Origin of the sequence: Desulfovibrio mangrovi (assembly GCF_026230175.1) — a bacterium.
In the GTDB taxonomy this organism is placed as follows: domain Bacteria; phylum Desulfobacterota; class Desulfovibrionia; order Desulfovibrionales; family Desulfovibrionaceae; genus Halodesulfovibrio; species Halodesulfovibrio mangrovi.
In genome coordinates this window covers 595683-617353 of the sequence record NZ_CP104208.1, presented here as the reverse complement: position 1 = coordinate 617353, position 21671 = coordinate 595683, and the positions used below count along the sequence as shown (strand labels likewise).

20 protein-coding genes are annotated in these 21671 nt (G+C 57.6%); 15 read left to right on the top strand and 5 right to left on the bottom strand.

The genetic code is table 11. From position 1 onward, the window contains the following. Positions 1–13 precede the first annotated feature (13 nt). Together N1030_RS02875 and N1030_RS02870 are read right to left on the bottom strand one after the other, a co-directional pair. Positions 14–1183 (bottom strand): THUMP domain-containing class I SAM-dependent RNA methyltransferase, encoded by a 1170-nt coding sequence (locus tag N1030_RS02875; RefSeq protein ID WP_265827546.1) that lies wholly within the window; start codon positions 1181–1183, stop codon positions 14–16. A gap of 29 nt (positions 1184–1212) precedes the next feature. Further along, complete coding sequence (locus N1030_RS02870; RefSeq protein ID WP_265827545.1) at positions 1213–2856, bottom strand: glycosyltransferase family 2 protein; 1644 nt, start codon at positions 2854–2856, stop codon at positions 1213–1215. Between the two features lie 156 nt (positions 2857–3012). Here N1030_RS02870 and N1030_RS02865 point away from each other — a divergent pair, with 156 nt between their 5' ends. Further along, on the top strand, positions 3013–4695 hold the full coding sequence (locus tag N1030_RS02865; protein WP_265827543.1) for a glycosyltransferase family A protein: 1683 nt from the start codon (positions 3013–3015) through the stop codon (positions 4693–4695). A 5-nt stretch (positions 4696–4700) separates the two neighbouring features. Then, the gene (locus N1030_RS02860) at positions 4701–5942 is read left to right on the top strand and encodes a glycosyltransferase family 2 protein (RefSeq protein ID WP_265827541.1); all 1242 of its coding nucleotides are present in this window, start codon (positions 4701–4703) and stop codon (positions 5940–5942) included. A gap of 87 nt (positions 5943–6029) precedes the next feature. Here N1030_RS02860 and N1030_RS02855 read toward each other — a convergent pair whose 3' ends face one another. Then, positions 6030–6620, bottom strand: a complete 591-nt coding sequence (locus N1030_RS02855) for a TrmH family RNA methyltransferase (protein WP_265827540.1) — start codon at positions 6618–6620, stop codon at positions 6030–6032. A gap of 523 nt (positions 6621–7143) precedes the next feature. Between N1030_RS02855 and N1030_RS02850 the strand changes: the two genes are divergently transcribed. From N1030_RS02850 to N1030_RS02835, 4 genes are all read left to right on the top strand, one after another. After that, a complete protein-coding gene (locus N1030_RS02850) occupies positions 7144–8532 on the top strand; it encodes a sodium:proton antiporter (protein WP_265829003.1) in 1389 nt (462 codons plus the stop codon). A gap of 263 nt (positions 8533–8795) precedes the next feature. Then, positions 8796–9464 carry a cobalt transporter CbiM gene (gene cbiM / locus N1030_RS02845; RefSeq protein ID WP_265827538.1) on the top strand — a complete coding sequence of 223 codons (669 nt, stop codon included), beginning with the start codon at positions 8796–8798 and terminating at the stop codon, positions 9462–9464. Between the two features lie 63 nt (positions 9465–9527). Next, positions 9528–10307, top strand: a complete 780-nt coding sequence (gene cbiQ / locus N1030_RS02840; RefSeq protein WP_265827537.1) for a cobalt ECF transporter T component CbiQ — start codon at positions 9528–9530, stop codon at positions 10305–10307. Further along, entirely contained in the window at positions 10304–11080 is a 777-nt protein-coding gene (locus N1030_RS02835; protein WP_265827535.1) for an energy-coupling factor ABC transporter ATP-binding protein, read from the top strand. Before cbiQ ends, N1030_RS02835 begins: the two co-directional genes overlap by 4 nt. A gap of 99 nt (positions 11081–11179) precedes the next feature. Here N1030_RS02835 and N1030_RS02830 read toward each other — a convergent pair whose 3' ends face one another. Both N1030_RS02830 and N1030_RS02825 read right to left on the bottom strand, forming a co-directional pair. Further along, a complete protein-coding gene (locus N1030_RS02830) occupies positions 11180–12208 on the bottom strand; it encodes a glycosyltransferase family 9 protein (RefSeq protein ID WP_265827533.1) in 1029 nt (342 codons plus the stop codon). Then, positions 12208–12828, bottom strand: a complete 621-nt coding sequence (locus N1030_RS02825; RefSeq protein WP_265827531.1) for a D-glycero-alpha-D-manno-heptose-1,7-bisphosphate 7-phosphatase — start codon at positions 12826–12828, stop codon at positions 12208–12210. The genes N1030_RS02830 and N1030_RS02825 overlap by 1 nt, the downstream gene beginning before the upstream one ends. A gap of 292 nt (positions 12829–13120) precedes the next feature. Between N1030_RS02825 and N1030_RS02820 the strand changes: the two genes are divergently transcribed. The 9 genes from N1030_RS02820 (at position 13121) to guaB (ending at position 21654) form a co-directional block, all read left to right on the top strand. Continuing rightward, complete coding sequence (locus N1030_RS02820) at positions 13121–14155, top strand: CNNM domain-containing protein (RefSeq protein WP_265827529.1); 1035 nt, start codon at positions 13121–13123, stop codon at positions 14153–14155. A 219-nt stretch (positions 14156–14374) separates the two neighbouring features. Then, entirely contained in the window at positions 14375–14788 is a 414-nt protein-coding gene (locus N1030_RS02815) for a cytochrome c maturation protein CcmE (RefSeq protein ID WP_265827528.1), read from the top strand. An 81-nt stretch (positions 14789–14869) separates the two neighbouring features. Further along, the gene (locus N1030_RS02810) at positions 14870–16783 is read left to right on the top strand and encodes a heme lyase CcmF/NrfE family subunit (protein WP_265827527.1); all 1914 of its coding nucleotides are present in this window, start codon (positions 14870–14872) and stop codon (positions 16781–16783) included. Further along, positions 16773–17420, top strand: a complete 648-nt coding sequence (locus N1030_RS02805) for an ABC transporter ATP-binding protein (RefSeq protein WP_265827526.1) — start codon at positions 16773–16775, stop codon at positions 17418–17420. The genes N1030_RS02810 and N1030_RS02805 overlap by 11 nt, the downstream gene beginning before the upstream one ends. Continuing rightward, positions 17414–18091, top strand: a complete 678-nt coding sequence (locus tag N1030_RS02800) for a heme exporter protein CcmB (RefSeq protein ID WP_265827524.1) — start codon at positions 17414–17416, stop codon at positions 18089–18091. The genes N1030_RS02805 and N1030_RS02800 overlap by 7 nt, the downstream gene beginning before the upstream one ends. Positions 18092–18185: 94 nt before the next feature. Next, entirely contained in the window at positions 18186–18860 is a 675-nt protein-coding gene (locus N1030_RS02795) for a cytochrome c biogenesis protein (RefSeq protein ID WP_265829002.1), read from the top strand. 30 nt (positions 18861–18890) lie between these two features. Next, complete coding sequence (locus tag N1030_RS02790; protein WP_265827523.1) at positions 18891–19052, top strand: CcmD family protein; 162 nt, start codon at positions 18891–18893, stop codon at positions 19050–19052. Continuing rightward, positions 19042–19641 (top strand): tetratricopeptide repeat protein, encoded by a 600-nt coding sequence (locus N1030_RS02785; protein WP_265827522.1) that lies wholly within the window; start codon positions 19042–19044, stop codon positions 19639–19641. Before N1030_RS02790 ends, N1030_RS02785 begins: the two co-directional genes overlap by 11 nt. A gap of 555 nt (positions 19642–20196) precedes the next feature. Beyond that, positions 20197–21654, top strand: coding sequence for an IMP dehydrogenase (guaB, locus tag N1030_RS02780; protein WP_265827520.1), 1458 nt, complete (start codon positions 20197–20199; stop codon positions 21652–21654). Positions 21655–21671: the final 17 nt, after the last annotated feature.

The following is a 21671-nucleotide window of genomic DNA, read 5'->3' as shown; positions in this document are numbered from 1 at the left end:
CGCGCTGAGGGCGCTAGTCTTTCTGCTTTCTGGTTCCGCCGTACAGTTCGTATTCCAGAAGGCGGCATTCTATCTTGGCGCTGAAGAACGGAATCTTGCGCTTGGTGCGCAGCCCCACCTGCTTGGCAAGTTCAGGGTTGCCCGTGAAAACGTAGCCCATGTATCCGGCGCAACGCTTCTTGAAGAAATCGCCGATTCCCGAATACAGCGGCCCGAGCTGCTCCTTGTCGCCAAGACGCTCGCCGTAGGGCGGGTTCATGATGATCATGCCCCCTTCTTCCGGCACTGGGGTCTCGGCATAGTCGCAGGCGCCGAACTGGATATACTGCTCCACACGGGCCTCTTTCGCGTTCTTGTAGGCGGCCTCCGCAGTGGGACGATCAATATCCGTGGCAATAATGCGGATGGAAAGCTCGCCTTTTTCGTTGGCTTCAGCCTCATCGAGCAATGCGTCCCAGTCTGCGGGATCATACCCGGGCACATGCATGAACCCGTAGTTATCGCGCATGAGGCCAGGGGCGCTGTTCAGGGCGATAAGGGCAGCCTCAATGGCAAGGGTGCCACTGCCGCACATAGGATTGACGAAGTGGGTATCCCCCTTCCAGCCGGAAGCAAGGATGGTGGCAGCGGCAAGCGTCTCCTGCATGGGAGCTTTGCAGGGAATTTTGCGGTACCCGCGACGGTTCAACGGCTCGCCCGAAGTATCCAGATAGAGCGTGCAGTCGTCTCCGGACCAGTGCAGGAAAACCACGATACCCGTGCTGTCCGGACCGGAATCCGGCCTTCTGCCGAACTTGGCGCGCATGCGATCCACAATGGCGTCCTTGACGCGCACGTTGGCAAAACGGGTATCGCGAATGGATTCGTTATTCACCACGTGCGAACCGATGGAAAGGTAGCCGTCAGGCGAAATCCACTGTTCCCACTCAACCGCATGAATATGCGAATAAAGCTGATCCGCATTGGAGGCCCTGAAGTGCTTGAGCACGAACTGCACGCGATGCGCGGTGCGCAGATACAGATTGAGCCGCATGCACTCGCGGAGCGTGGCCTCGGTTTCCACGGCGGCAGCCAGTTCACCGAGGACAGGAAAGCCCAGTGCACGCAGTTCATCCGCACAAATGGACGTTGCGCCGCGAGGGCAGGTAACAAGCACGGTGCTCCGGGTATCGAAAACTGTCATATTTAATCCGTTATGGCGCGAAAGTCTTTCTACAGCTCAAGGCGCAGCAACTTGGCGAGAAGGTCCGTCTGTGCGGCCGCCTCGTCGTTGCAGCGCATGGTCTCGAATTCCGCTGCCGTATATTTCATTTGCAGTTTATACATGTTGGCATAGGCGTTGCCGAACTCCCCGCTGTCCGTGCGGGCGGCCTTGCCGGTGCGCTTCATGTGCGTCACGCGCAGGTGTCCCGTGTACACGGGCAGACGCCCATACAGTACACCGCGCAGATCATGTTCCAGATCGTCATATTGCGAGGGAGAGAATCGCAGGTCGAATCCGCCGTGCTCCACAAGAGTTTCCCGCAGGTACATGTGCGTACACCCTGTTACGGAGGCACAGGGCCGGACATAATCGAACCAGCCGAAATCCAGTTCCTGATGATGTATGTCCGAAACGCTGAACCGGCGTTGATACGGTTCCATGTGCTCGGGCGCGGGAAGCACCTCGCCCCCCTCATCCAGATGCAAATCAACAGACTGCAGAACCATGGGATTCGTATGGTCAACCACCTTGCAGCCCCATGCGAGGGCATCAGGATAAGCATGCATGGCAGCACCGAAACGACCCAGCCAGTCGGGGGGAAGCATGGCGTCGTCGTCGAGGTACGCCACCCAGCGGCAATCCGCAAGGGCTTTTATATGCATGAGCCAGTTGCGCGCAGCGGGTGCCCCCACGTTCAGCGGCAGGGTGACAACTTCCATCCTGTCTCTGCCCATGCGGTCGCACCATGCCTTCAGCACATCAGGAGTCGCATCCGTTGAGCCGTTATCCAGCACCACCACGCGGTTGCCATCCATTTCGCTCGCGGCAATGCTCTCCAGCGCCCTGTCCAGATACTCGGCCTTGTTCCACGTATACAACAGAGCTGCACCGAGGCCTTCCGGCAGACGCACATCGACATCCAGACCGGTCTTCACGTCATGCAGACGAAACAAAATATTGATGCACCAGGGACGCTGCGCCGCAGCCGCTTCCCACAGCCCCGTAGCCCGAATGGTATCACCCGTACGGTATACGGCTTCTGCAAGACGCATGGAATGCGACACCAGCGGCAGGGCATGCACGGCCCTTTCATAATGCGTCACCGCAGCGGCATAATCCCCTGCCGCAAAAGCCACATCGCCGAAAAGCCGTTCCTTCAGGGGCGCGGGAATGGCTGTATCCGCATGAAGCCACGCGCTGACCCTGTCATATTCGGCCTCATAGAAACCGACTATAAGAGCCTGCGCCGCCCAGAACAGGACAGCAGGCGTTTTCTCACGCTGCTGTTCAAGAAAGCGGAACGTCTTATCGGTTTCACGCTTCTGCAACAGCCGGTTGAGATAGGTAAGATTGTCCGGTCTTCCTGCACCATGCACGGCAGAGACCACAGCCAGCACCTCAGGCTTGAGCATGGGTCTGACCCTGTGCAACGCCAGAAGATGCCCGGCAGTGTCAGCATCAAGACAGTCATGTTCCCATGCGGCCAGCAGCATATCGCAACCGAGTTCCGTATACAGGGCAGCCTTGGGGCCGCCCTTTCCGGCCAGCCCGAGAGCGGTGTCAGCCATGCCGAGCAGATGCACCTTGCCCACTCCTCCCTTGAGCAGAGGGCGGGAAAGTTCCGGCGCAAGCGCCTTCCAGTCAATGATCACAAGAGGTTCCTCTGGTTCAGGGTTGACATCCGGTGCAGTCCCCTTCAAAGTTTGCGTAGAACGGACTCTTCGCAGTGTGCCTTGGTTCCGACAGGGAATCAATACCCCATCACCGCTTCTCTTTCGAGTATAAATAAATAGTTACAGGACGGTATAATGAGTCAGGCCTTCTCCGCCGACCAGATAGACGCCCTCTGCGGCGCCGTGCCTACCCTCGAATACGGGGCACTCGGCCTTGAGCACCAGTGGCGGCACATCACGCTTGCCCTGCAGGCTTCCGCCCAAAACGTGGCCGGACGACCAGAGGATACACAAAAACTCTGCGGACAGTTTGCCCTTGAAATGACCGTATGGGCCCTGCAGGACCATCCCCTTGATGCCCGCCTGCTGCGCCTTGCCGCAGACATGGACGCAATTTCCGGCTGTGCTGCCGGTCTTCCGGTGGCGGACTGGCTTACGCTGGCAACCGCCCCTGATCTGTCTGCGCCGCAATATGCCGACTGGCACGCCGCACACACCGAAGACGACATTTTACAAACCCTGCCTGCCCCGGAAACCACAGGTGAGCACAGCCTGTACTGGATAGCCGCGGGGCTGGACCGAGCCCTTGCAGGCGGACATTTCGATCTTGCCCTGAGAATACTCGACACACTGCCCCAATCGATCCCGGAACGCGGCTCACTCCATAGCCGCCTTCATGCCCAGTGGGCTCTGCATGCCCTCAGCGCCGAAGAAGCGTTGCCCATCCTGCAGGAAGTCAAACATCCGGGATTCGCCCTGTGGCACACGAGACAGACGGCGGCCCTGCTGCGCCTTCTCGGCGAGGCTGAGTCCGCCACCTCGCTCTTCAGCGATCTGTGGAAGACCATCGGTTTTCACCCCAACCTGACCCTGCTGCTCCATGATGCCATGACGCCGCTGCCGCAGACCGGATTGCCCAAAGGGAACGAAGCTCCCGCAATCGTGCTGTATTCATGGAACAAGGCGGATGAGCTAAGGCAAACGCTGATCAGCCTACGCGACTCAGACACCGGAGACGCGCCCGTCATTCTGCTGGACAACGGTTCAACGGACGACACCGCCGCCATGCTGGACGCCATGGCCGACCAGTGGAATCCCGCTCTCTTCAAACGGATTACGCTGCCCGTAAACGTGGGAGCGCCAGCCGCCCGCAACTGGCTACTTTCGCTGCCGGAAGTCAAAGAACGACCATGGACCGTTTTTCTGGATGACGACATCATCCTGCCGAAGAACTGGCTCCATGAATTGTGGGGCACGGCCCTCGCCCATCCGGAGGCAGGAGCCGTAGGGTGCACCATCACGGACCACATAGCCCCCCACGCCATACAATGCGCGGACTTCCACCTCCTGCCGCAAGAAATGGGGCAGCGGAGTTTCGAAGACCTTATGGAACATACTTTCGTGTATGCCAACGCCGCCGGAGAGCACGACAGCTCCTTGACCGCGTTCACCAGACCGTGCATGCATGTTTCCGGCTGCTGCCACATGATCAACATGCGATCCGTGGACGCCTGCGGCGCGTTCGATGTACGCTTCTCTCCCAGCCAGTTCGACGATCTGGAGCGCGACATGCGTTCCTGTCTGGCCGGATTCCCGAGCGTCTACAACGGTTCGCTGCGCATCAGACACATGCAGCATTCCAGCCTGCGGCAGGCCAACACACCTGCCAAGAACGGCCATATTTTCGGCAACAAGATCAAACTGGAACACATTCACGGCGAAAAAAGCATCGCCCAACTGCGGGACACCACCCGCACGCTTGTTCTGGACGACCTCAAACGCAAAACCACACGCCTGCACAACCGTGCTGGTGCATGAGTCATATGCCTGCATCCATTCTCGTTTCCATTATCATTCCCGTCTGGAACCGCTGGGACCTGACCGAAGCCTGCCTGAACAGCCTGAAGGCGCACACTTCCGGCAACTACTTTGAAGTGATCGTGGCGGACAACCATTCAGAGGACGACACGGCTACAGCGCTTGCCCCGCTGGGGCGGCAGCTCTTCGGCGACCGTTTCACGCATCTGCGCTTTGACACCAACACCGGATTCGGCCCCGCCTGCAATGCCGGAGCGAAGGCAGCACAAGGCAGACACCTTCTTTTCCTGAACAACGACACCCTGCTGACGGACAACTGGCTGCCGCCACTCATGAAGGCCATGCAGGATGATCCCCGGCTCGGTGCAGTGGGCCCGCTGCTCCTGTATCCAGATACCAACCGGGTACAGCACTGCGGCATCACCTTCACCCCTTCGCTACGCACCGAACACCTGTATGCGAACTTCCCTGCCAACCATCCCGCTGTACACGGCAAACGCACCCTGCAGGCCATTACCGGCGCGGCCATCATGCTTGAGAAGGAGCTGTTCTTCCAATGCGGAGCCTTCTTCACCGGTTACCGGAACGGTTCCGAGGATCTTGAACTGTGCTGCCGCATACGAGAGGCAGGCAAACGCCTCGCGGTAATCACGCAAAGCCGCGTGTACCATCTGGAGAGCCAGACCCCCGGACGCGGCGACGACGACAACGACAATGCCGCCCTGCTCAACGAACGCTGCAAGGGGTGCTTCGGACCGGACATCCACCGTTTCGCCAGACGTGACGGGTACGAGATGGCACTGACCCCATGGCTGGAATCCTATCTGACCCTCCCTTCAGCGAAAGAAGAGGAGCTGACCTTGACCATGACGCAGCAATTCAGCCCTGCGGCCTGCTGGGACATGCTGCAAAAGGAACCGCTCTGGCACACAGGCTACAATCTGCTTGCAGGCATATTGGAAGACAACGGCCAGTTTACGGAAGCATGCGGCGTGCGCCTGCTCCAAACCTATTTCTTCCCCATGCTGCCCTACTACAAGCAGCTGGCCGCAACGGCAGCCAAAGCCGGCAATATTCCCCTTGCCCAGCAAGCCATAGAAAAAGCCGATCACGTAAACGAATTGCTCGAAGACCCCGGCCCGCTGATCAAGAAGGCTGCGGGGCTCGCCAACTGGGCCCGCAAGGCCGGAGAAAGCGACTTGCAGCAGTTGTACGAAGACTGGCTGAGAGACTTGGGCGTTTTGTAACAAACTCAACCAAACGAAAAGAAGGGTCATATCTTCAACGAGATATGACCCTTCTTTTATGTGCCGCAGCACGAAAGTGAAGTGCTGCTACTTTTCGATCCACTTGGCCAGAATGGCCTCGTATTCTTCTTCCGTATAGGTCGGAGAATCATATTTTCCTGCCAACTTGCGTTGGCGGGCAGCCTCGGAAAGGATGACGGCAGCCGCAACGGAAACGTTGAAGCTCTGAATCATGCCGTACATGGGGATGTAGACTTCGCCGTCCACAAGATCGACCAGTTCGGTATCCACGCCCCTGTGCTCATTGCCCATGATCACGGCCGTGGGACGTGAAAGGTCATAGTCCTGCAGGGGCTTGGCGTTGGGGGTGCAGCTGGTGGCCAGCACCTGCATGCCTTCCGCGCGCATGGCAGCCATCAGGCTTTCCTTATCCTTGTGGCGCACCGTATCCACCCATTTGCGGGCAGAGGCCGAAGAGCTTGCACCGAGCGTGGGAAAAGCCGTATCTGTATAATAGAGGTGCACCTTGGGCACCCCGAATGCATCACAACTTCTGTATATTGCAGACACATTATGCGGGTCATGAATATTGGCGAGAACCAGAGTCAGGTCCTTCTGCCTGAGTGAGAGCACCCGCTTCAGTTTCTCCAGTCTGTGTGTTGTTCTTTCACGTACCATTCTGTTGCACCACTGTTACATCTAAAGTGTGTTGATGTTTTGCTCACGTTTGCAAACCATGCTTTACAGATGTTTCCTGCATTTGTCACCCTTGCTGGTTGGGTGCACAATCCGACAACTGTTCACACAAACGATTTGCACCATTTTTCACAATAAGCTTTTACAGAAAACTAACCATCTGAATTTGCATTGTTTTAGTCTTTTGTTACGGGTTTTATTAAATTTTCCCCTGAGCGTCTATTGAAAAGACGGTGTGTACTCGGTAGAAGGTCTGTGGTCTTGTGGAGTTTTTCATTGCAATTGCACTGGGTTTTCCATCGCGTTACGCCCCGGTTTCTACATGAAGACAGGACGTACAGCGTTGATCGGTGAGGAGGGGTTCTCCCGACAGGTACGCTGCTGCAAGGACAATATCGTGCACTCGAGTATGGACGTTCACCGCGACAATAAGGAGGCTGAGACGGTGTTTAATTGGCGTTCTATCAAATCTTTGGCTGTCATCGCTGCTTCGCTGACTGCCATCATGCTGCCCGCACTCGCATTTGCCAGCGAAGGCGGACATGGCGGCCCCCATCTGGACGGCGCACTGCTGTCCGGAATCTGGGTAATTCCCTTTGCCTGCATGCTGCTTTCCATCGCGGTTTTCCCGCTGGCGGCACCGCATTTCTGGCATCACCACTTCGGCAAAGTTGCCGCATTCTGGGGACTGGCGTTCCTTGTCCCCTTCACCTTCCAGTTCGGGTTTGAACTGGCGCTGTATGAAACGCTGCATACTCTCTTCCTTGAGTATATTCCGTTCATCATTCTGCTGTTTGCCCTGTTCACCGTTGCCGGCGGCGTCCGCCTCACCGGCAGCCTTGTGGGTACTCCCGTACTGAACACCGGCATCCTGCTCGTCGGTACCATTCTGGCAAGCTGGATGGGAACCACCGGTGCAGCCATGCTGCTCATCCGTCCCCTGCTGCGCGCCAATGCTCACCGCAAGTACAAGGTACACTCCGTTGTATTCTTCATCTTCCTGGTAGCCAACGTGGGCGGCTCGCTGACGCCTCTGGGCGACCCGCCGCTGTTCCTCGGCTTCTTGAAGGGCGTTTCCTTCTTCTGGACCACCGTGCACATGCTGCCCCCCATGCTCTTTGTTGCAGCCATCCTGCTGGCTGTGTTCTTTGCCATGGATACCTATCTCTTCGGCAAGGAAGGCAAGCCCATGCCCAAGGGTGAAGCAGCCGGCACCGGCGAAAAGCTGGGTATGGAAGGCAAGATCAACCTGCTCCTCCTCGGCGGCGTTGTTGGTGCCGTTCTGCTCTCCGGCATGTGGCACCCGCACGTAAGCTTCATCATTTACCACGTGCCGGTTGACCTGCAGAACATCGTCCGCGACGTACTGCTGCTCGTCATCGCTGGCCTGTCCCTGAAGCTGACCGACCCTGAGAGCCGCCGCAAGAACGACTTCAACTGGTTCCCCATCATCGAAGTTGCCAAGCTTTTCTCCGGCATCTTCATCTCCATGATTCCGGCCATCGCCATTCTGAAGGCCGGTGAACATGGTGCCCTGTCCAGCGTCATCAACATGGTTTCCCACGACGGCCAGCCCGTTAACGTCATGTACTTCTGGCTGACCGGCCTGCTGTCCTCCTTCCTGGACAACGCCCCCACCTACCTCGTGTTCTTCAACACTGCCGGTGGTGACGCAATGCACCTGATGAACGACATGAGCCAGACTCTGCTCGCCATCTCCGCCGGTGCCGTGTTCATGGGTGCCAACACCTACATCGGTAACGCACCCAACTTCATGGTCCGCTCCATCGCAGAAGACCAGGGCGTCAAGATGCCCAGCTTCTTCGGCTACATGGCTTGGTCCGGTTCCATTCTGGTTCCCTGCTTCGTCCTCGTCACCTTCCTCTTCTTCTAGAAGAAGAACGAGCACTAAGAACATCAAGGCCTCCGGCATCTGCCGGAGGCCTTTTTCATTTTGCCCTCATAGAATAATGACAAAACCAAGCCGCCCAACCCGCAGTAATCCCTTCTCCCCCAACGCAACTACGGATAATATTGAGCGATCACACATTTTTTATTTTTGTAGCACGTTGACGACAAAGAACAGTAAATGGTATGCCGGAACGCAGTTATCGGGTTTCAGCACAGTCATTTCGACAGAACCAAGGGAGATGCCACATGCACATTTCAGAAGGAGTTCTCACCCCGATGGTGCTGGCCGGTGCGGGCTGCCTGACGGCAGCAGGAACCGCCATCGGTCTGAAGAAAATGGACTACGACAATCTCGTCACGGTCGCCATTCTGTCCGCCGCCTTCTTTGTCGCCTCCCTTATCCATGTCCCTGTCGGTCCCTCGGCAACCCATCTCGTACTGAACGGCCTGCTCGGAGTCATTCTCGGCTGGGCTGCCTTTCCCGCCATTCTGGTAGCGCTGGCCCTGCAGGCCATTCTATTCCAGTTCGGCGGGCTTACCACATTGGGGGTAAACACCTTCAACATGGCTCTGCCCCCTGTGCTCTGTTTCTATATTTTCCGCCCGATGCTTATCCGCTCCACGGCCAACCGCTCCATTGCGGCTTTTGCCTGCGGAGCCTTTGCCGTCGGCCTTTCGGCCATTCTCACTGCAGGCTCTCTCGCCCTCTCCGGCGATGCGTTCTTCCATGTATCACAGGTGCTCATTCTTTCCAGCCTGCCTGTCATGCTCATTGAAGGTATTGTCACCGCTTCCGTGGTATCCTTCCTTGCCAAAGTGCGCCCCGAAGTTCTGGTCTTCTCGACGCCTGCGCCCTCCAGCGCCCCCAATACGCTTGATACTGCCGCCGAACCGGCAGAAGCACCCGCGCGCTAACCAACGGACAGGACGCATGAACCGGATGAAGCACACTGATCGCCCCATGCACAGGACAACCGGATGCTAGAGGAACCATTTTCCTCGGGTAGCAGCCCGATGCACCGGCTTGATCCCCGCTGCAAAGTACTCGCAGCGGTCAGCACAACCATTCCTTTGGCCCTGATGCAGCATATCGAAAGTGCTGCAGCCGCATTCGTCATTGCGTTGCTTATACTGGCTCTGGCCAGCCTGCCCATACGCCCCCTGCTCCGCCGTATGGCTCTTGTGAATCTGTTCATCGGCCTGCTCTGGCTGTTCCTCCCGTTTTCCACTCCCGGAGCACCTCTGGCGCAGGTCGGCCCCTTCACAGCCTCGATAGAGGGAATACAACTCGCCGCCCTCATCACGCTGAAATCCAATGCCATCATTTTGATTTTCATCTCGCTCATCGGCACATCCACCATCACGGCCACCGGCTCCGCTCTGGCAGCCTTGCGTGTGCCTGACAAGCTGGCACTCCTGTTCCTGTTCACATGGCGTTACATCCATGTCATCGCACAGGAGTATGATCGCCTCAGCACGGCAGCCAAGATCAGAGGATTCACCCCCTCCACGAACATGCACACATACAGGACCTACGCAAACCTTGCCGCCATGGTTCTGGTGCGCAGCTGGGACAGAGCCGAACGGGTGAACAATGCCATGCGTCTGCGCGGCTTCACGGGCTCTTTCCACACGCTGCATACCCCGCGACTCGGGCTGGCCGATATGACAACGGCATTGCTGATAACGCTCCCCGCGCTCATCTGCTTCGGCTACGACCTCTTTTTGCGCTTCGACTCACTCACGGGAACGCTATGACACATACTCCGGACTGCAAACACCGCCACACCGAGACCGAAACCGGCCTGCCGCTGCTGCGGGCGGAAAGCATATCTTACACCTATCCCGGCTCGGCAAAACCGGCTCTCAATCATGCTACGCTCACCCTGTTCGAAAGCGACCGCATGGCCCTCATAGGGCACAATGGCAGCGGCAAGACAACCTTGCTGCACGCCATGATGGGCCTCATTCCCCTGACGCATGGCAGCATCTGGTACAACGGCAAAACGATTTCGACGGAAGCGGATTTTCGCCTGCTCCGACGCGAAGTGGGCTATCTCTTCCAGCAGTCAGACGACCAGCTCTTTTCTCCCACCGTCATTGAGGACGTTGCCTTCGGGCCGCTCAACCTGGGCATGAAGCCGGATGAAGCCCGGGAACGCGCCTCTGAGACCTTGCGGACTCTGGGCATGAACGGATTTGAAGATCGCATTACCCACAGACTTTCCGGCGGTGAAAAGAAAATGGTAGCCCTCGCCTCTGTGCTGGCCATGCGCCCCAAGGTATTGCTGCTCGACGAACCCACCAATGACCTTGATCCGGACACACGGGAACGGCTCATCGAACATTTGAACCAGCTTTCCGTAACCCGCTGCATCATCTCTCATGACTGGGACTTTCTGGAACGCACCTGCTCCCGTTTCGTTTCCCTGCACAAGGGCACGATTCAGGAAACGGAACATGTTCCGCATGTGCACGTGCACATTCACGACGGCGGCAATGTGGACCACAAACACGAGGACAGCGACTAGCTCCCCCTCACATCCCGGTACACTGCATGAAAAAAGGGCGCGGTGCATTTGCACCACGCCCTTACTGTATTCGCAAGAACAGGCCATGAGGCCTGCCGGTTACCGGAACAGCTTTCGCTCCACATCATTCCAAACCATATCCGGCGTTACCTGCCGCATGCATTCGAAATGTCCCTTCGGGCATTCCTGCGGTCCGTGAAGACCACAGGGACGACAGGCCACATCCGCCTCCAGCACGGTGGAATCCTTACCGCGCGGGTAGAATCCCAAAGCCTGAACGGTAGGACCGAAAATGGCCGTCACCGGCGTACGCTGCGCCCATGCCAGATGCATGGGACCGGAGTCGTTGGTCACATAGCAGTTCAACTTACCCAGATAGGCGGCAAGCTGCGGCAGCGAAAGCTTGGCGGAAAGATCCACGACCTTGCCGGAATCGACAACGCCGCAGGCGTCCAGCACTTCACGGGCCATATGCTCCTCGCCGGGACCGGCAAACACGAGCACCTGCGCTCCGGCCTCCACTCCGCGCCGGACAATCTCGGCATAAGAAGACGCGGGCCAGCGTTTGGTTCCCCATACGGAACCGGGATGTACGCCAAGTACGGGAGCCGAAATATGCTCGTTCCAAAAACGGTCGGCAGCCTCACGGGCATCAGACGGAAGCACCAGTTCGGGCCAGTCCTCCAGATGTTCTATGCCAAGCGGCTTCACGAGCTGCAGCAGACGTTCCACCTCCTCAAGTTCGCGGAAGCGTCTGTCCACGGTATGCGTGTAAAACCATTGATTGAAGAGGGGCCGATTGTACCCTATGCGCATGCGTGCACTGGTCCAGCGGGCAATAATCCCGCTACGCAGACTCGTATGGGCGGAAATCCACAGCGAGTAGTTGCGGGATGCCAGTTCACGGCCCATGGACGCAGCAGCAAGCAACCCATTCTGCTTGCCACGCTTGTCGTATTCGTACACCTCTGCAAGCTCAGGCTGTCCCGTAAACAGGGAACGCAGCCCCTTGCGGACGTAAAAATCGATTTCCACATCAGGATAGGCAGCCTTCACCGTACGGATCAAAGGCAGCGTCAGCACTGCATCGCCAAGAAAGGCTGTGTTCCAGATACCGATACGGCTCATTACGCCTCTCCTTCGTGCAGGGATTCAAGTATCCACTGTGCCGCCCCGACCAGATCACGGGCCACACACTGCGGCCAGCCACCTTCCGTACGGGCAGTCTCCATCCAGAGCGACTGTGATGAAAAATCAAAATCCGGCAACGAGAGTTTCCGGGCGTGCTTCTCACCCTTGCCCGTCAAAACGAGAATGGACGCTGCAAGCCCGGCCCTGAGTCCGAGCTCCACATCGGCAACCTTGTCGCCGATCATGACGCTTTCTTCCGGCAGCAATCCGTATTTTTCGCGCAGCACTTCCCACATTCCCAGAGCCGGCTTGCGGCAGTTGCATGTATCATCGGGCGCATGGGGGCAGAAGACGGTTTCCGTCACCACTACACCGTGTCCGGCGAGCATGGAATCAAGCCTTGCAATACAGGCATTCATTGCCTCTTCGGAAAAATACCCGCGACCTATGCCGGACTGGTTTGTAAGAACAAAAAAGCGCATGCCTTCGGCAGCCAGCAGGCCAAGGCCTTCCACCGCACCGTTCTCAAACTCCAGTTCATCCGGATCGTGCTGATAGTGCTTATCGAGAATGACCGTGCCGTCACGGTCCAGAAGGATATTGCGAATACGGGGCATCGTGTCTCCTGAATGGTTGGCTGCCTGCACGCCGTGCCACCGGCCGTCAGGACGCGCCTGTCGCAGAATGGTGCGCCAGCGGTCATCTCAGCCAGACAAAACGGTTGCAAGCTGCGCGTTTTTTGTCACGCGTACGGCGTTTTGGCAAGACGACCTTGCAACGGACAGGGATCACCGTCCAGCCAAGCCCCCCATAACCCCTTGCTTTTCCGGCTTCAGCCTTTATACAATAGCTGGATTACGTAACACACAAATTATACCCGATCCGCCACATCCGGCGGAAGGATACCCAATGTTAGAACTCATTCTTGCAGTTACCTTCGCCATTTTCATTTCCGCATCCTGCTCTGTCACCGAGGCCGTACTCTATTCCATACCGTGGAGCTACATAGAACGACTCCGGAACGAAGGCAGGCGCTCCGGCGAAATCCTCTTCAAACTGCGGCAGCACATTGAAGAACCCATCACGGCCGTGCTCACGCTGAACACCGTTGCCAACACAGCCGGGGCCGCCGTAGCCGGGGCCGCCTTCGCCGATGTTTTCGGCCCGCAATACATGGCAGTCTTTGCAGCGGGCTTCACCGTCGCCATTCTGGTGCTTTCCGAAGTCATTCCTAAAACGCTGGGCGTCTCCTATGCCCGCCCGCTCGCCCCGGTCATCGCCCGCCCGCTGACTGTGCTTGTCTGGTGCCTCAAGCCCGTCATCGTCGTCGGCGCAGCTCTCACCCGACTGCTCACGCCGGAAAAGCGCGGCCCGCACACCACGGAAGACGACATCCGCGCCGTGGTCAGCCTTTCCCGCCGTTCCGGTTCCATCAAGCCGTATGAAGAGACGTCCATCCGCAACATCCTGTCGCTGGACCAGAAGCGCGTAGAAGACATCATGACACCACGGACCGTCACCTTTTCGCTGTCCGCTGACCTGACTGTGCAGCAGGCGCGCGAGCAGGGTGATTTCTGGCACTACAGCCGCATCCCCGTGTACGACGAACATAACGAAGACATGGTCGGCATCGTTCTGCGCCGCGCCATTCTGGAAGAGATCGCCGCCGACCGTGATGAGACCAAGCTCTCGGAAATCATGCGTCCCGTCCATTTTGTGCTGGAATCAGTCACGCTGGACAAGCTGCTCCTCAGTTTTCTTGAACTCCGGATGCACCTTTTCGTCGTCCTTGACGAATACGGCGGTCTTTCAGGCGTCGTCAGTCTGGAAGATGTTCTGGAAGAAATTCTGGGCAAGGAAATCGTTGATGAAACCGACCGGGTGGAAGACCTGCGCCAGCTGGCACGCCGCAAGCGCAGCCAGTTGACCAAATCCGGCGTTTAGGCAGCCCCTCTCGATCTTCATTTCCCAATCATTTCAGCAAACTGCCCTTGGGTTTTGCCCATGTATGTATAATATTTTTACTTGGAAAAGCAGCAGGGTATACGGTACACCCGCTTGCAGTGGTTGACGCGGACTGAAGAAGAAGCGTAACCCTATCAGGAATCACTACCAACAACTCCCTATTTACCTTTGCTGTTGGTACAATATTCAGGAGGCCCTGTGGCGAAAAAGAATGGTAAAAGCGTCTACCTTGCCGCACTGCTGCTCTTTCTTGGCGGTGTAGGTTACCTGTTGTTTTCCGGCTTCTCCGAAAACAGCGTATACTTCCTGAACGTGTCTGAAGCACTGTCCATGCCGGCGGAAAAGCTCCATTCAGTTCGTCTTTTCGGCACGGTAAAGGCAGAAGGCATTGAGGAATTCAATGACGGTCCCGGCGTTTCCTTCCTTATCGAGGACAAGGACAACAATAGCCTTGAAATGCGCATAGCTTATCGCGGAGCCGTACCGGACACCTTCAAGCCCGGTGTTGAAGTCATTGTCGAAGGTGGCCTTGATGCTACCGGCAAAGTCTTTGCCGCCAAAACTCTCATGACGAAATGTCCTTCCAAATACCAGAAGGAAAATCGCCAGTAATAGCCTTGGGGCGTCTCATCAGCTGACACGGTCCCGCAATCATACTCAATCCCTGTGCCGGAATCCGGCTGAAGGAGTATCATGCACCTTCTCGCGTATCTCTTGCTCGTGGCGTCACTCATGTTTTCCGTCGGCTTCAGCATTGTCGCCGTCATGCAGATCTGGCAGGGCCGCACCCTGATCCTGCCCTGGATGGAAAAAGCGCACATCATGGTTACGGCCCTGATGACCGTCAGCAGCTTCATCCTGCTGTGGGCTCTGGTAAACTACGACTTTACCAACGTGTATGTTGCCAGCTACACCAGCCTTGATCTCGCCACCTTCTACCGCATGACCGCCTTCTGGGCAGGGCAGGCAGGTTCGCTGCTCTTCTGGGCATGGTCTGTGGCCATCTTCGGCGTCTTCTTCCTCTGCTCCGACTCCTACCAGTCCCTTTCCGAGGGCACCAAGCTCTGGTTCTGGCTCATTTTCCTCGCCGTCATGGCCTTCTTCCTGCTGCTGCTCACCGCATGGAGCAACCCTTTCAAGATGGTTGATCCCGCTCCTGCCGACGGCAACGGCCTGAACCCGCTGCTGCAGAACCCCGGCATGATCTTCCACCCGCCCCTGCTCTTCCTCGGATACGGTGGCTTCACCATCCCCGGCTGCCTTGCCCTTGCACAGGCTCTGAACGGCACCTACAAGCAGGAAGGTTCGTGGACCGATATTACCCGCAATTTCATTCTTATCGCATGGCTCACCCTTACTGCCGGCATCATTCTCGGCGGCTGGTGGTCCTACATGGAACTCGGCTGGGGCGGCTACTGGGCATGGGACCCAGTTGAAAACGCCTCGCTCATTCCCTGGCTCGTCGCATCCGCCTTCCTGCACACCTCCGTTATCGAAACCCGCAGGAACAAGCTGCATCGCATCAACATCTTCCTTATTGCACTGACCAGCATTTCGGCCTTCTTCGCCACCTATCTGGTACGCAGCGGCGTGGTAGATTCCCTGCATGCATTCGGTGACGGCGGCGTGGGCACCCCCCTGCTCGCCTTCATCATCCTGTTCACCTTCATCAGCCTGCTGGTCGCCATCCAGTATCGTCACCCCGACTCCCGCCCGCTCTCCGACATCGCAAGCCGCGAAGGCTTCCTCGTCATTGCCGCTTGGGTGCTGATGACGCTGGGCATCATCATTCTCATCGCCACCATGTGGCCCGTATTCTCCAAGTTCTGGAGTGAAAATCCTGTAGGTCTGGAACCCGCATTCTACAACCGCGTCTGTCTGCCCCTCTTTGTCATTCTTTCTGCACTGCTCATGGTCTGCCCGTGGCTTGGCTGGAAGGGCGGCATCCGTGACATGAAAAAGGCCGGTATCGTGGGCGTCGCCTTTGCCGTCTCCGCAGGCATCCTCTACACCCAGGGCTTCACCCTGCCCATGGCTGTTGCCGGTGGTGCCACCGCACTGGCCGGTCTTGCAGGCATCATCCTGCTTTTCGCAACCGAGCCCGCCATGCGCAAGAACATGCGCTCCATCGCAGCTTACGGCGTGCACGTGGGTCTGGCACTGACCATCCTCGGTGTTGCCATTTCCGGCCCCTACAAAGTTGAAGCCGAAGGCGAAATCAAGCCCGGTGAAAGCATGCAGGTAGGCGACTACACCTTCACCTACAAACAATTGCATCAGGGCAGCGAACGCGCCTACATCTTCATTCAGGCGGATCTGGAAGTAACCAGAGATGGCAAGTTCGTGGGCATCATGCAGCCGCAGCGCCGCCTGTACCACAAGTTCCAGCGCAGCGCCTTCTCCGAAGCGGCAACCGTTCCCTCTCTCGGCAATGAACTCTACGGCACTCTGCTCGGCGCAGACGAGCAGGAAGCCGCAACCCTGAAGCTCAGCGTGAACCCGCTGGTCAACTGGGTATGGATCGGCGGCACCCTCATGTGTCTTTTCCCGCTGCTGGGCCTGACCAGCTACCGCAACCTGAAACGCAGGGAAGAAGATGCTCTGTAGATTGGACAAGGTTGCCAAGTTCTACGGCACCAAGCTTATCATCAAGGATGTGACCTGTACGGTGGAAGCCGGAACGGTCACCATCCTTGCCGGTCCCAACGGTGCGGGCAAATCCACCCTGCTCAAGATCATGGCAGGTCTGGCCCGCCCCAGCGCGGGAACTGTGGAATGCAACGCAGGTGACGCGGGCGTGGGATATGTAGGTCACCAGACCTTTATCTATCCCGACCTCTCCGCCATGGAGAATCTGGCCTTCTGGTCCTCCATCCACGATCTCAAAATCGAGGAACAGGATCTGCTGGAGGCGCTGGACCGCGTGGAACTCAAACGCTTTGCCTTTGAACGGGCAGGCACGTTCTCGCGGGGCATGGCGCAGCGTCTGAACCTTGCCCGTGTGTTTCTGCTGAATCCCTCGCTCATCCTGCTGGACGAGCCGGGAACAGGGCTTGACGTACGTTCCATGTCCATCCTGCATAACGAGATTGCCGCAGCCCGCGAACGCGGTGCCGGACTTGTGTGGATAAGCCATTCCGTGGCCTCTGACCTTGCCCGTGCTGACAAGGTGCTCGCCATTCGCGACAAGCGCGTTGACTATTACGGTCCTGCCAGCGGCTACACCCCGGAGTGCGTATGCTGAAGTACGCCACCACCATAGCCGCCAAGGATCTGCGTCTCGTACTCGCCCGCGGCACCGGCCTGATTCAGGCCCTGCTGCTCGGTCTGTTGCTCATATTCGTGTTCAGCCTGTCGCAACAGGTTGGCGAAGTCATGGCACCTCAGGCGGCTGCTTCCATTTTCTGGCTGGCCTCCGCCTTCTGTCAGGTGCTCATCTTCAACACCCTGTTCGGCCTTGAAGAACAGAACGGCGCCCGCTTCGGCCTGCTGCTGTCTCCCATGCCCGTTCAGTCCATATGGCTGGGCAAGGCCATGGCGGGCATGATTCTGCTGCTCTGCGCCCAGCTGGTGTTCATTCCGGCAACCATCGTCTTTCTGGGGCAGACGATTTCGGAACACTGGACAACGGGACTTGCCGTCCTGCTGCTCACGGACATCGGCGTAGTCCTGCTCGGTTCTCTGCTCGGAGCGTTGTCGCAGGGGCAGGCAGCCAAGGAATCCCTGCTGTCCATCATTCTCTTCCCCTTGCTCATTCCGGTTCTGCTGGCGGGTATCCGCATCGGAGCCGCCGCGTTCTCAGGAGATATCCCCGAAGGCGCGGACAACTGGCTGGGCCTTGCCGGTGCCTTTGACGCCCTTTTCGGCGCAACAGGCCTGCTGCTCTTCGGCTTTGTGTATAGCGGGGAAGAATGATACGAGACTGCCGTAAACATAGGGGAGCTGCTTACACAGAGCGGCACAGGCATTGCCATTTTCTCCCCGCAACCCTCTTCGCAGCGAGGCCATGATGCGCGACAACTGGATATCATTCACATCCCTGGCGGCCGGAATTGCCTTTGCCGTCTGTCAGTACCTCATATTCGTCTATGCCCCCATCGAACAGACCATGGGCATCGTGCAGAAAATATTCTACTTCCACCTGCCGCTGGCATGGTGGTCGCTCATCAGCTTCGCCGTGGTGTTCGTCGCCTCCATCATGTACCTGAAGAAACGTACGTGGTTCTGGGATAACCTTGCCGGTGCATGCGCCGAGGTGGGCGTGCTCTTCAGCGGCCTTGCCCTCGCGACCGGTATGGTCTGGGGCAAGCACAGCTGGGGCGTATGGTGGACGTGGGATCCGCGCCTCACCACCACGCTGATCATGTGGTTTGTTTACGCAGGCTATCTCATCCTGCGCTCCATGGCTCTTTCCCGCGAACGCCGTGCAGTGGTATGCGCCGTTCTCGGTATTGCCGCGTTCGTAGACGTTCCGCTGGTATTCCTTTCCGCACGGCTGTGGCGCTCCATCCACCCGGCAGTGTTCGCATCGAAGGGAGGGGGATTGGAGCCGGAAATGAAGCTGACGGTCATCGCCTGTGTGCTGACCTTCGGCCTGTTCTGGCTGGCGCTCACGGCGGTCCGCACCCGCCAGTCCGCCATGACGGATCGGCTTGATACCATTGCAACCTGTGAAGACATGTAACGCCCTCCGGGCATAATTCAGGAGAGGTATATGGAAAGTTCCACCTGGCTTCTCATGGCCAATATCGCCATCTGGCTCGGCTTGGGCGCCTATATCGGCCTGCTGGCCGCAAACCAGAAGCAGCTTGATAAACGCATCCGGCAGATGGAACTGCTGGCTGATTCCGGAACGGAGTCCCGCAATGGCAATTAATGTCACTCTCACGCCCCTTACCGGCGGCAAAAAGCTTGTGCTGGGTCTCATCGGCCTCAGCCTGTGCGCTATTCTGGCCACCTCCTTCGCCTACCGCACTTCGCATCCCAACCTTACGGAACCCGGCAGGCAGCAAGCCAGCAGCCCCATGCCCTCCGGAGCAGCAGGTGCAGACAGCGGCGCAGACGAACTCACGCACCTCATGGCGCTGATGAAGGAAGACCCCAACAACGTGGATGTGCTGAAGCAGCTTACCGACTTCTTCATCCGCAAGCACGACTGGGGCCGGGCCTCCTTCTTCGTGCAGAAGGCACAGGTAGCGGCTCCCTCCGATCCGCAGGTGCTGTACATGAACGGCATCATTCTCTTCAACGAAGAGAAACCTGCCGAAGCCGTGGAAGTGTTTGAAACGCTGCTCTCGCTGGAAGACGACCCTTCCGCCCGATACAATCTCGGCATCATCTACAAGCATTTCCTGAAACAGCCGGAAAAGGCCAAGACCCATTTCGAAGCCCTGCTCGTCAATCCCAAGGCGGATGACGAACTGAAGCAACGGGCGCAATCCGAACTGGCCAGCGAGCACAAGTAAATCCGCATTGCAACAGCCTACAAGGGGCATCGGCACAAGCCGGTGCCCCTTCTCACATTCGCAGAAAGATCCAACGGCAGAGCACGGTTACCTTATTCCAACGCATGGCGACAATGCAGTTTTACCTGTTACTTTCAGCAGTTGGCCCTCATCAGGGGAATCCATATTGCCCGTTTACCGATTGTGGCGTAAATTGAAGAATGCTGCCTGAGAAATGCAATTTCATCTCTTCTGCCGCTCATCTTCAAGCTGCTGCCACTGCATTAGCAGGTGCAGCTCTCGCATCCTGCATATTGACATCTCCACCGCCATCACAGTATTATGGTAAATTATACTTTAACATTTTTGTTAAACCAATAACAGCATTATCCAGACACCGCCATAGACAGGGTAATAGAAAGCAGAAAGGAACCACCGGAAACATTGTCCGGACGGGCCTTTCAGGCTTTTCCTGTACCGGCGGTCGATAACGCGCCAGCTAAAGACCTTATAACGAGCACCCCTCGTTCGGGCCTTGAAAATGATAGCCACAACAAACTTTGGGAGACCCACACGATGAGCGAAATCATAGGCAAGGCTTTGACGTTCGACGACGTCCTGCTGCTTCCTGGTTACTCTGAAACCACTCCGGACATGGTTGACGTCAGCACCAAGCTTACCAACTCCATTCCGCTGAACATCCCCCTCATCTCCGCAGCAATGGACACCGTTACCGAGTCGGAAATGGCCATCGCCATGGCCCGCAACGGCGGCATCGGCGTTGTGCACAAAAACATGCCTCTGGAGCAGCAGTGCCTGGAAGTGCAGAAGGTCAAGAAGTCCGAATCCGGCATGATCATTGACCCTGTCACCATCGAGCCTGAGCTGACCATCACACAGGCTCTGGAAGTCATGTCCGTGTACAAGGTTTCCGGCCTGCCCGTGCTGCGCGGCAAGGAACTGGTGGGCATTCTCACCAACCGTGACGTCCGTTTCGTGGAATCCCCCGACACCACCAAGGTGTCCGAGGTCATGACCAGCAAGAATCTCGTCACTGTTCCCGTGGGCACCACCCTTGAAGAAGCCAAGCGCCATCTGCACGAACACCGCATTGAAAAACTGCTGGTGGTGGATAATGACCGCGTGCTCAAGGGCATCATCACCATGAAGGACATCGACAAGGTCGTGAAGTACCCCCACTCCGCCAAGGATGAAAGCGGCCGCCTGCGCGTTGCCGCTGCCCTCGGCGTAGGCAAGGACTGCGAAATGCGCGCCGAAGCCCTGCTCAAGGCCGGTGCCGATGCCCTGGTGCTCGACTCCGCCCACGGTCACTCCAAGAACATTCTCGACGCAGTGGCCATGATTCGCGGCAGCTTCCCCAACGCCCAGATCGTTGCAGGCAACATCGCCACCTACGACGGCGCCATGGCTCTGTTCAAGGCCGGTGCAGACACCGTCAAGGTCGGCATCGGACCCGGCTCCATCTGCACCACCCGCATCGTAGCCGGTGTTGGCGTTCCGCAGGTTACTGCCGTGCAGGAAGCCTACAAGGCAGCTCAGGAAGTGGACAAGTGCATCATCGCCGACGGCGGCATCAAGTACTCCGGCGACGTGGTGAAAGCCATTGCCGTAGGCGCCACCAGCGTTATGATGGGCTCAATGTTCGCCGGAACCGACGAATCCCCCGGTGAAACCGTGCTCTATCAGGGCCGTCGTTACAAGAACTATCGCGGCATGGGCTCCATCGACGCCATGAAGGCCGGCAGCTCCGACCGTTACTTCCAGGAAAAGAGCAAGAAGCTGGTTCCCGAAGGCATCGTTGGCCGCGTTCCTTACAAGGGACCCGTTACCGATACCATTCACCAGCTTATCGGCGGCCTCCGTTCCGGTATGGGCTATGTGGGTGCGGCCACCATTGCCGACCTTACCCACAAGGCACGCATGGTACAGATTTCCGCAGCCGGTCTGCGCGAATCCCACGTCCATGACGTTATCATCACCAAGGAAGCCCCCAACTACAAAATGGAAAACTAGGTTCGCAGAACCGTACC

Bases quoted from the DNA above. Each gene is read 5' to 3' on its own strand.
- N1030_RS02850 (WP_265829003.1), top strand. From the start codon at position 7,144: ATGCTGCCCGCACTCGCATTTGCCAGCGAAGGCGGACATGGCGGCCCC.
- N1030_RS02785 (WP_265827522.1), top strand. From the start codon at position 19,042: ATGGCAATTAATGTCACTCTCACGCCCCTTACCGGCGGCAAAAAGCTT.
- N1030_RS02790 (WP_265827523.1), top strand. From the start codon at position 18,891: ATGGAAAGTTCCACCTGGCTTCTCATGGCCAATATCGCCATCTGGCTC.
- N1030_RS02810 (WP_265827527.1), top strand. From the start codon at position 14,870: ATGCACCTTCTCGCGTATCTCTTGCTCGTGGCGTCACTCATGTTTTCC.
- N1030_RS02835 (WP_265827535.1), top strand. From the start codon at position 10,304: ATGACACATACTCCGGACTGCAAACACCGCCACACCGAGACCGAAACC.
- cbiM (WP_265827538.1), top strand. From the start codon at position 8,796: ATGCACATTTCAGAAGGAGTTCTCACCCCGATGGTGCTGGCCGGTGCG.
- N1030_RS02830 (WP_265827533.1), bottom strand. From the start codon at position 12,208: ATGAGCCGTATCGGTATCTGGAACACAGCCTTTCTTGGCGATGCAGTG.
- N1030_RS02795 (WP_265829002.1), top strand. From the start codon at position 18,186: ATGCGCGACAACTGGATATCATTCACATCCCTGGCGGCCGGAATTGCC.
- N1030_RS02855 (WP_265827540.1), bottom strand. From the start codon at position 6,620: ATGGTACGTGAAAGAACAACACACAGACTGGAGAAACTGAAGCGGGTG.
- N1030_RS02825 (WP_265827531.1), bottom strand. From the start codon at position 12,828: ATGCCCCGTATTCGCAATATCCTTCTGGACCGTGACGGCACGGTCATT.
- N1030_RS02875 (WP_265827546.1), bottom strand. From the start codon at position 1,183: ATGACAGTTTTCGATACCCGGAGCACCGTGCTTGTTACCTGCCCTCGC.
- cbiQ (WP_265827537.1), top strand. From the start codon at position 9,528: ATGCTAGAGGAACCATTTTCCTCGGGTAGCAGCCCGATGCACCGGCTT.
- N1030_RS02820 (WP_265827529.1), top strand. From the start codon at position 13,121: ATGTTAGAACTCATTCTTGCAGTTACCTTCGCCATTTTCATTTCCGCA.
- N1030_RS02860 (WP_265827541.1), top strand. From the start codon at position 4,701: ATGCCTGCATCCATTCTCGTTTCCATTATCATTCCCGTCTGGAACCGC.
- N1030_RS02800 (WP_265827524.1), top strand. From the start codon at position 17,414: ATGCTGAAGTACGCCACCACCATAGCCGCCAAGGATCTGCGTCTCGTA.
- N1030_RS02865 (WP_265827543.1), top strand. From the start codon at position 3,013: ATGAGTCAGGCCTTCTCCGCCGACCAGATAGACGCCCTCTGCGGCGCC.
- N1030_RS02805 (WP_265827526.1), top strand. From the start codon at position 16,773: ATGCTCTGTAGATTGGACAAGGTTGCCAAGTTCTACGGCACCAAGCTT.
- guaB (WP_265827520.1), top strand. From the start codon at position 20,197: ATGAGCGAAATCATAGGCAAGGCTTTGACGTTCGACGACGTCCTGCTG.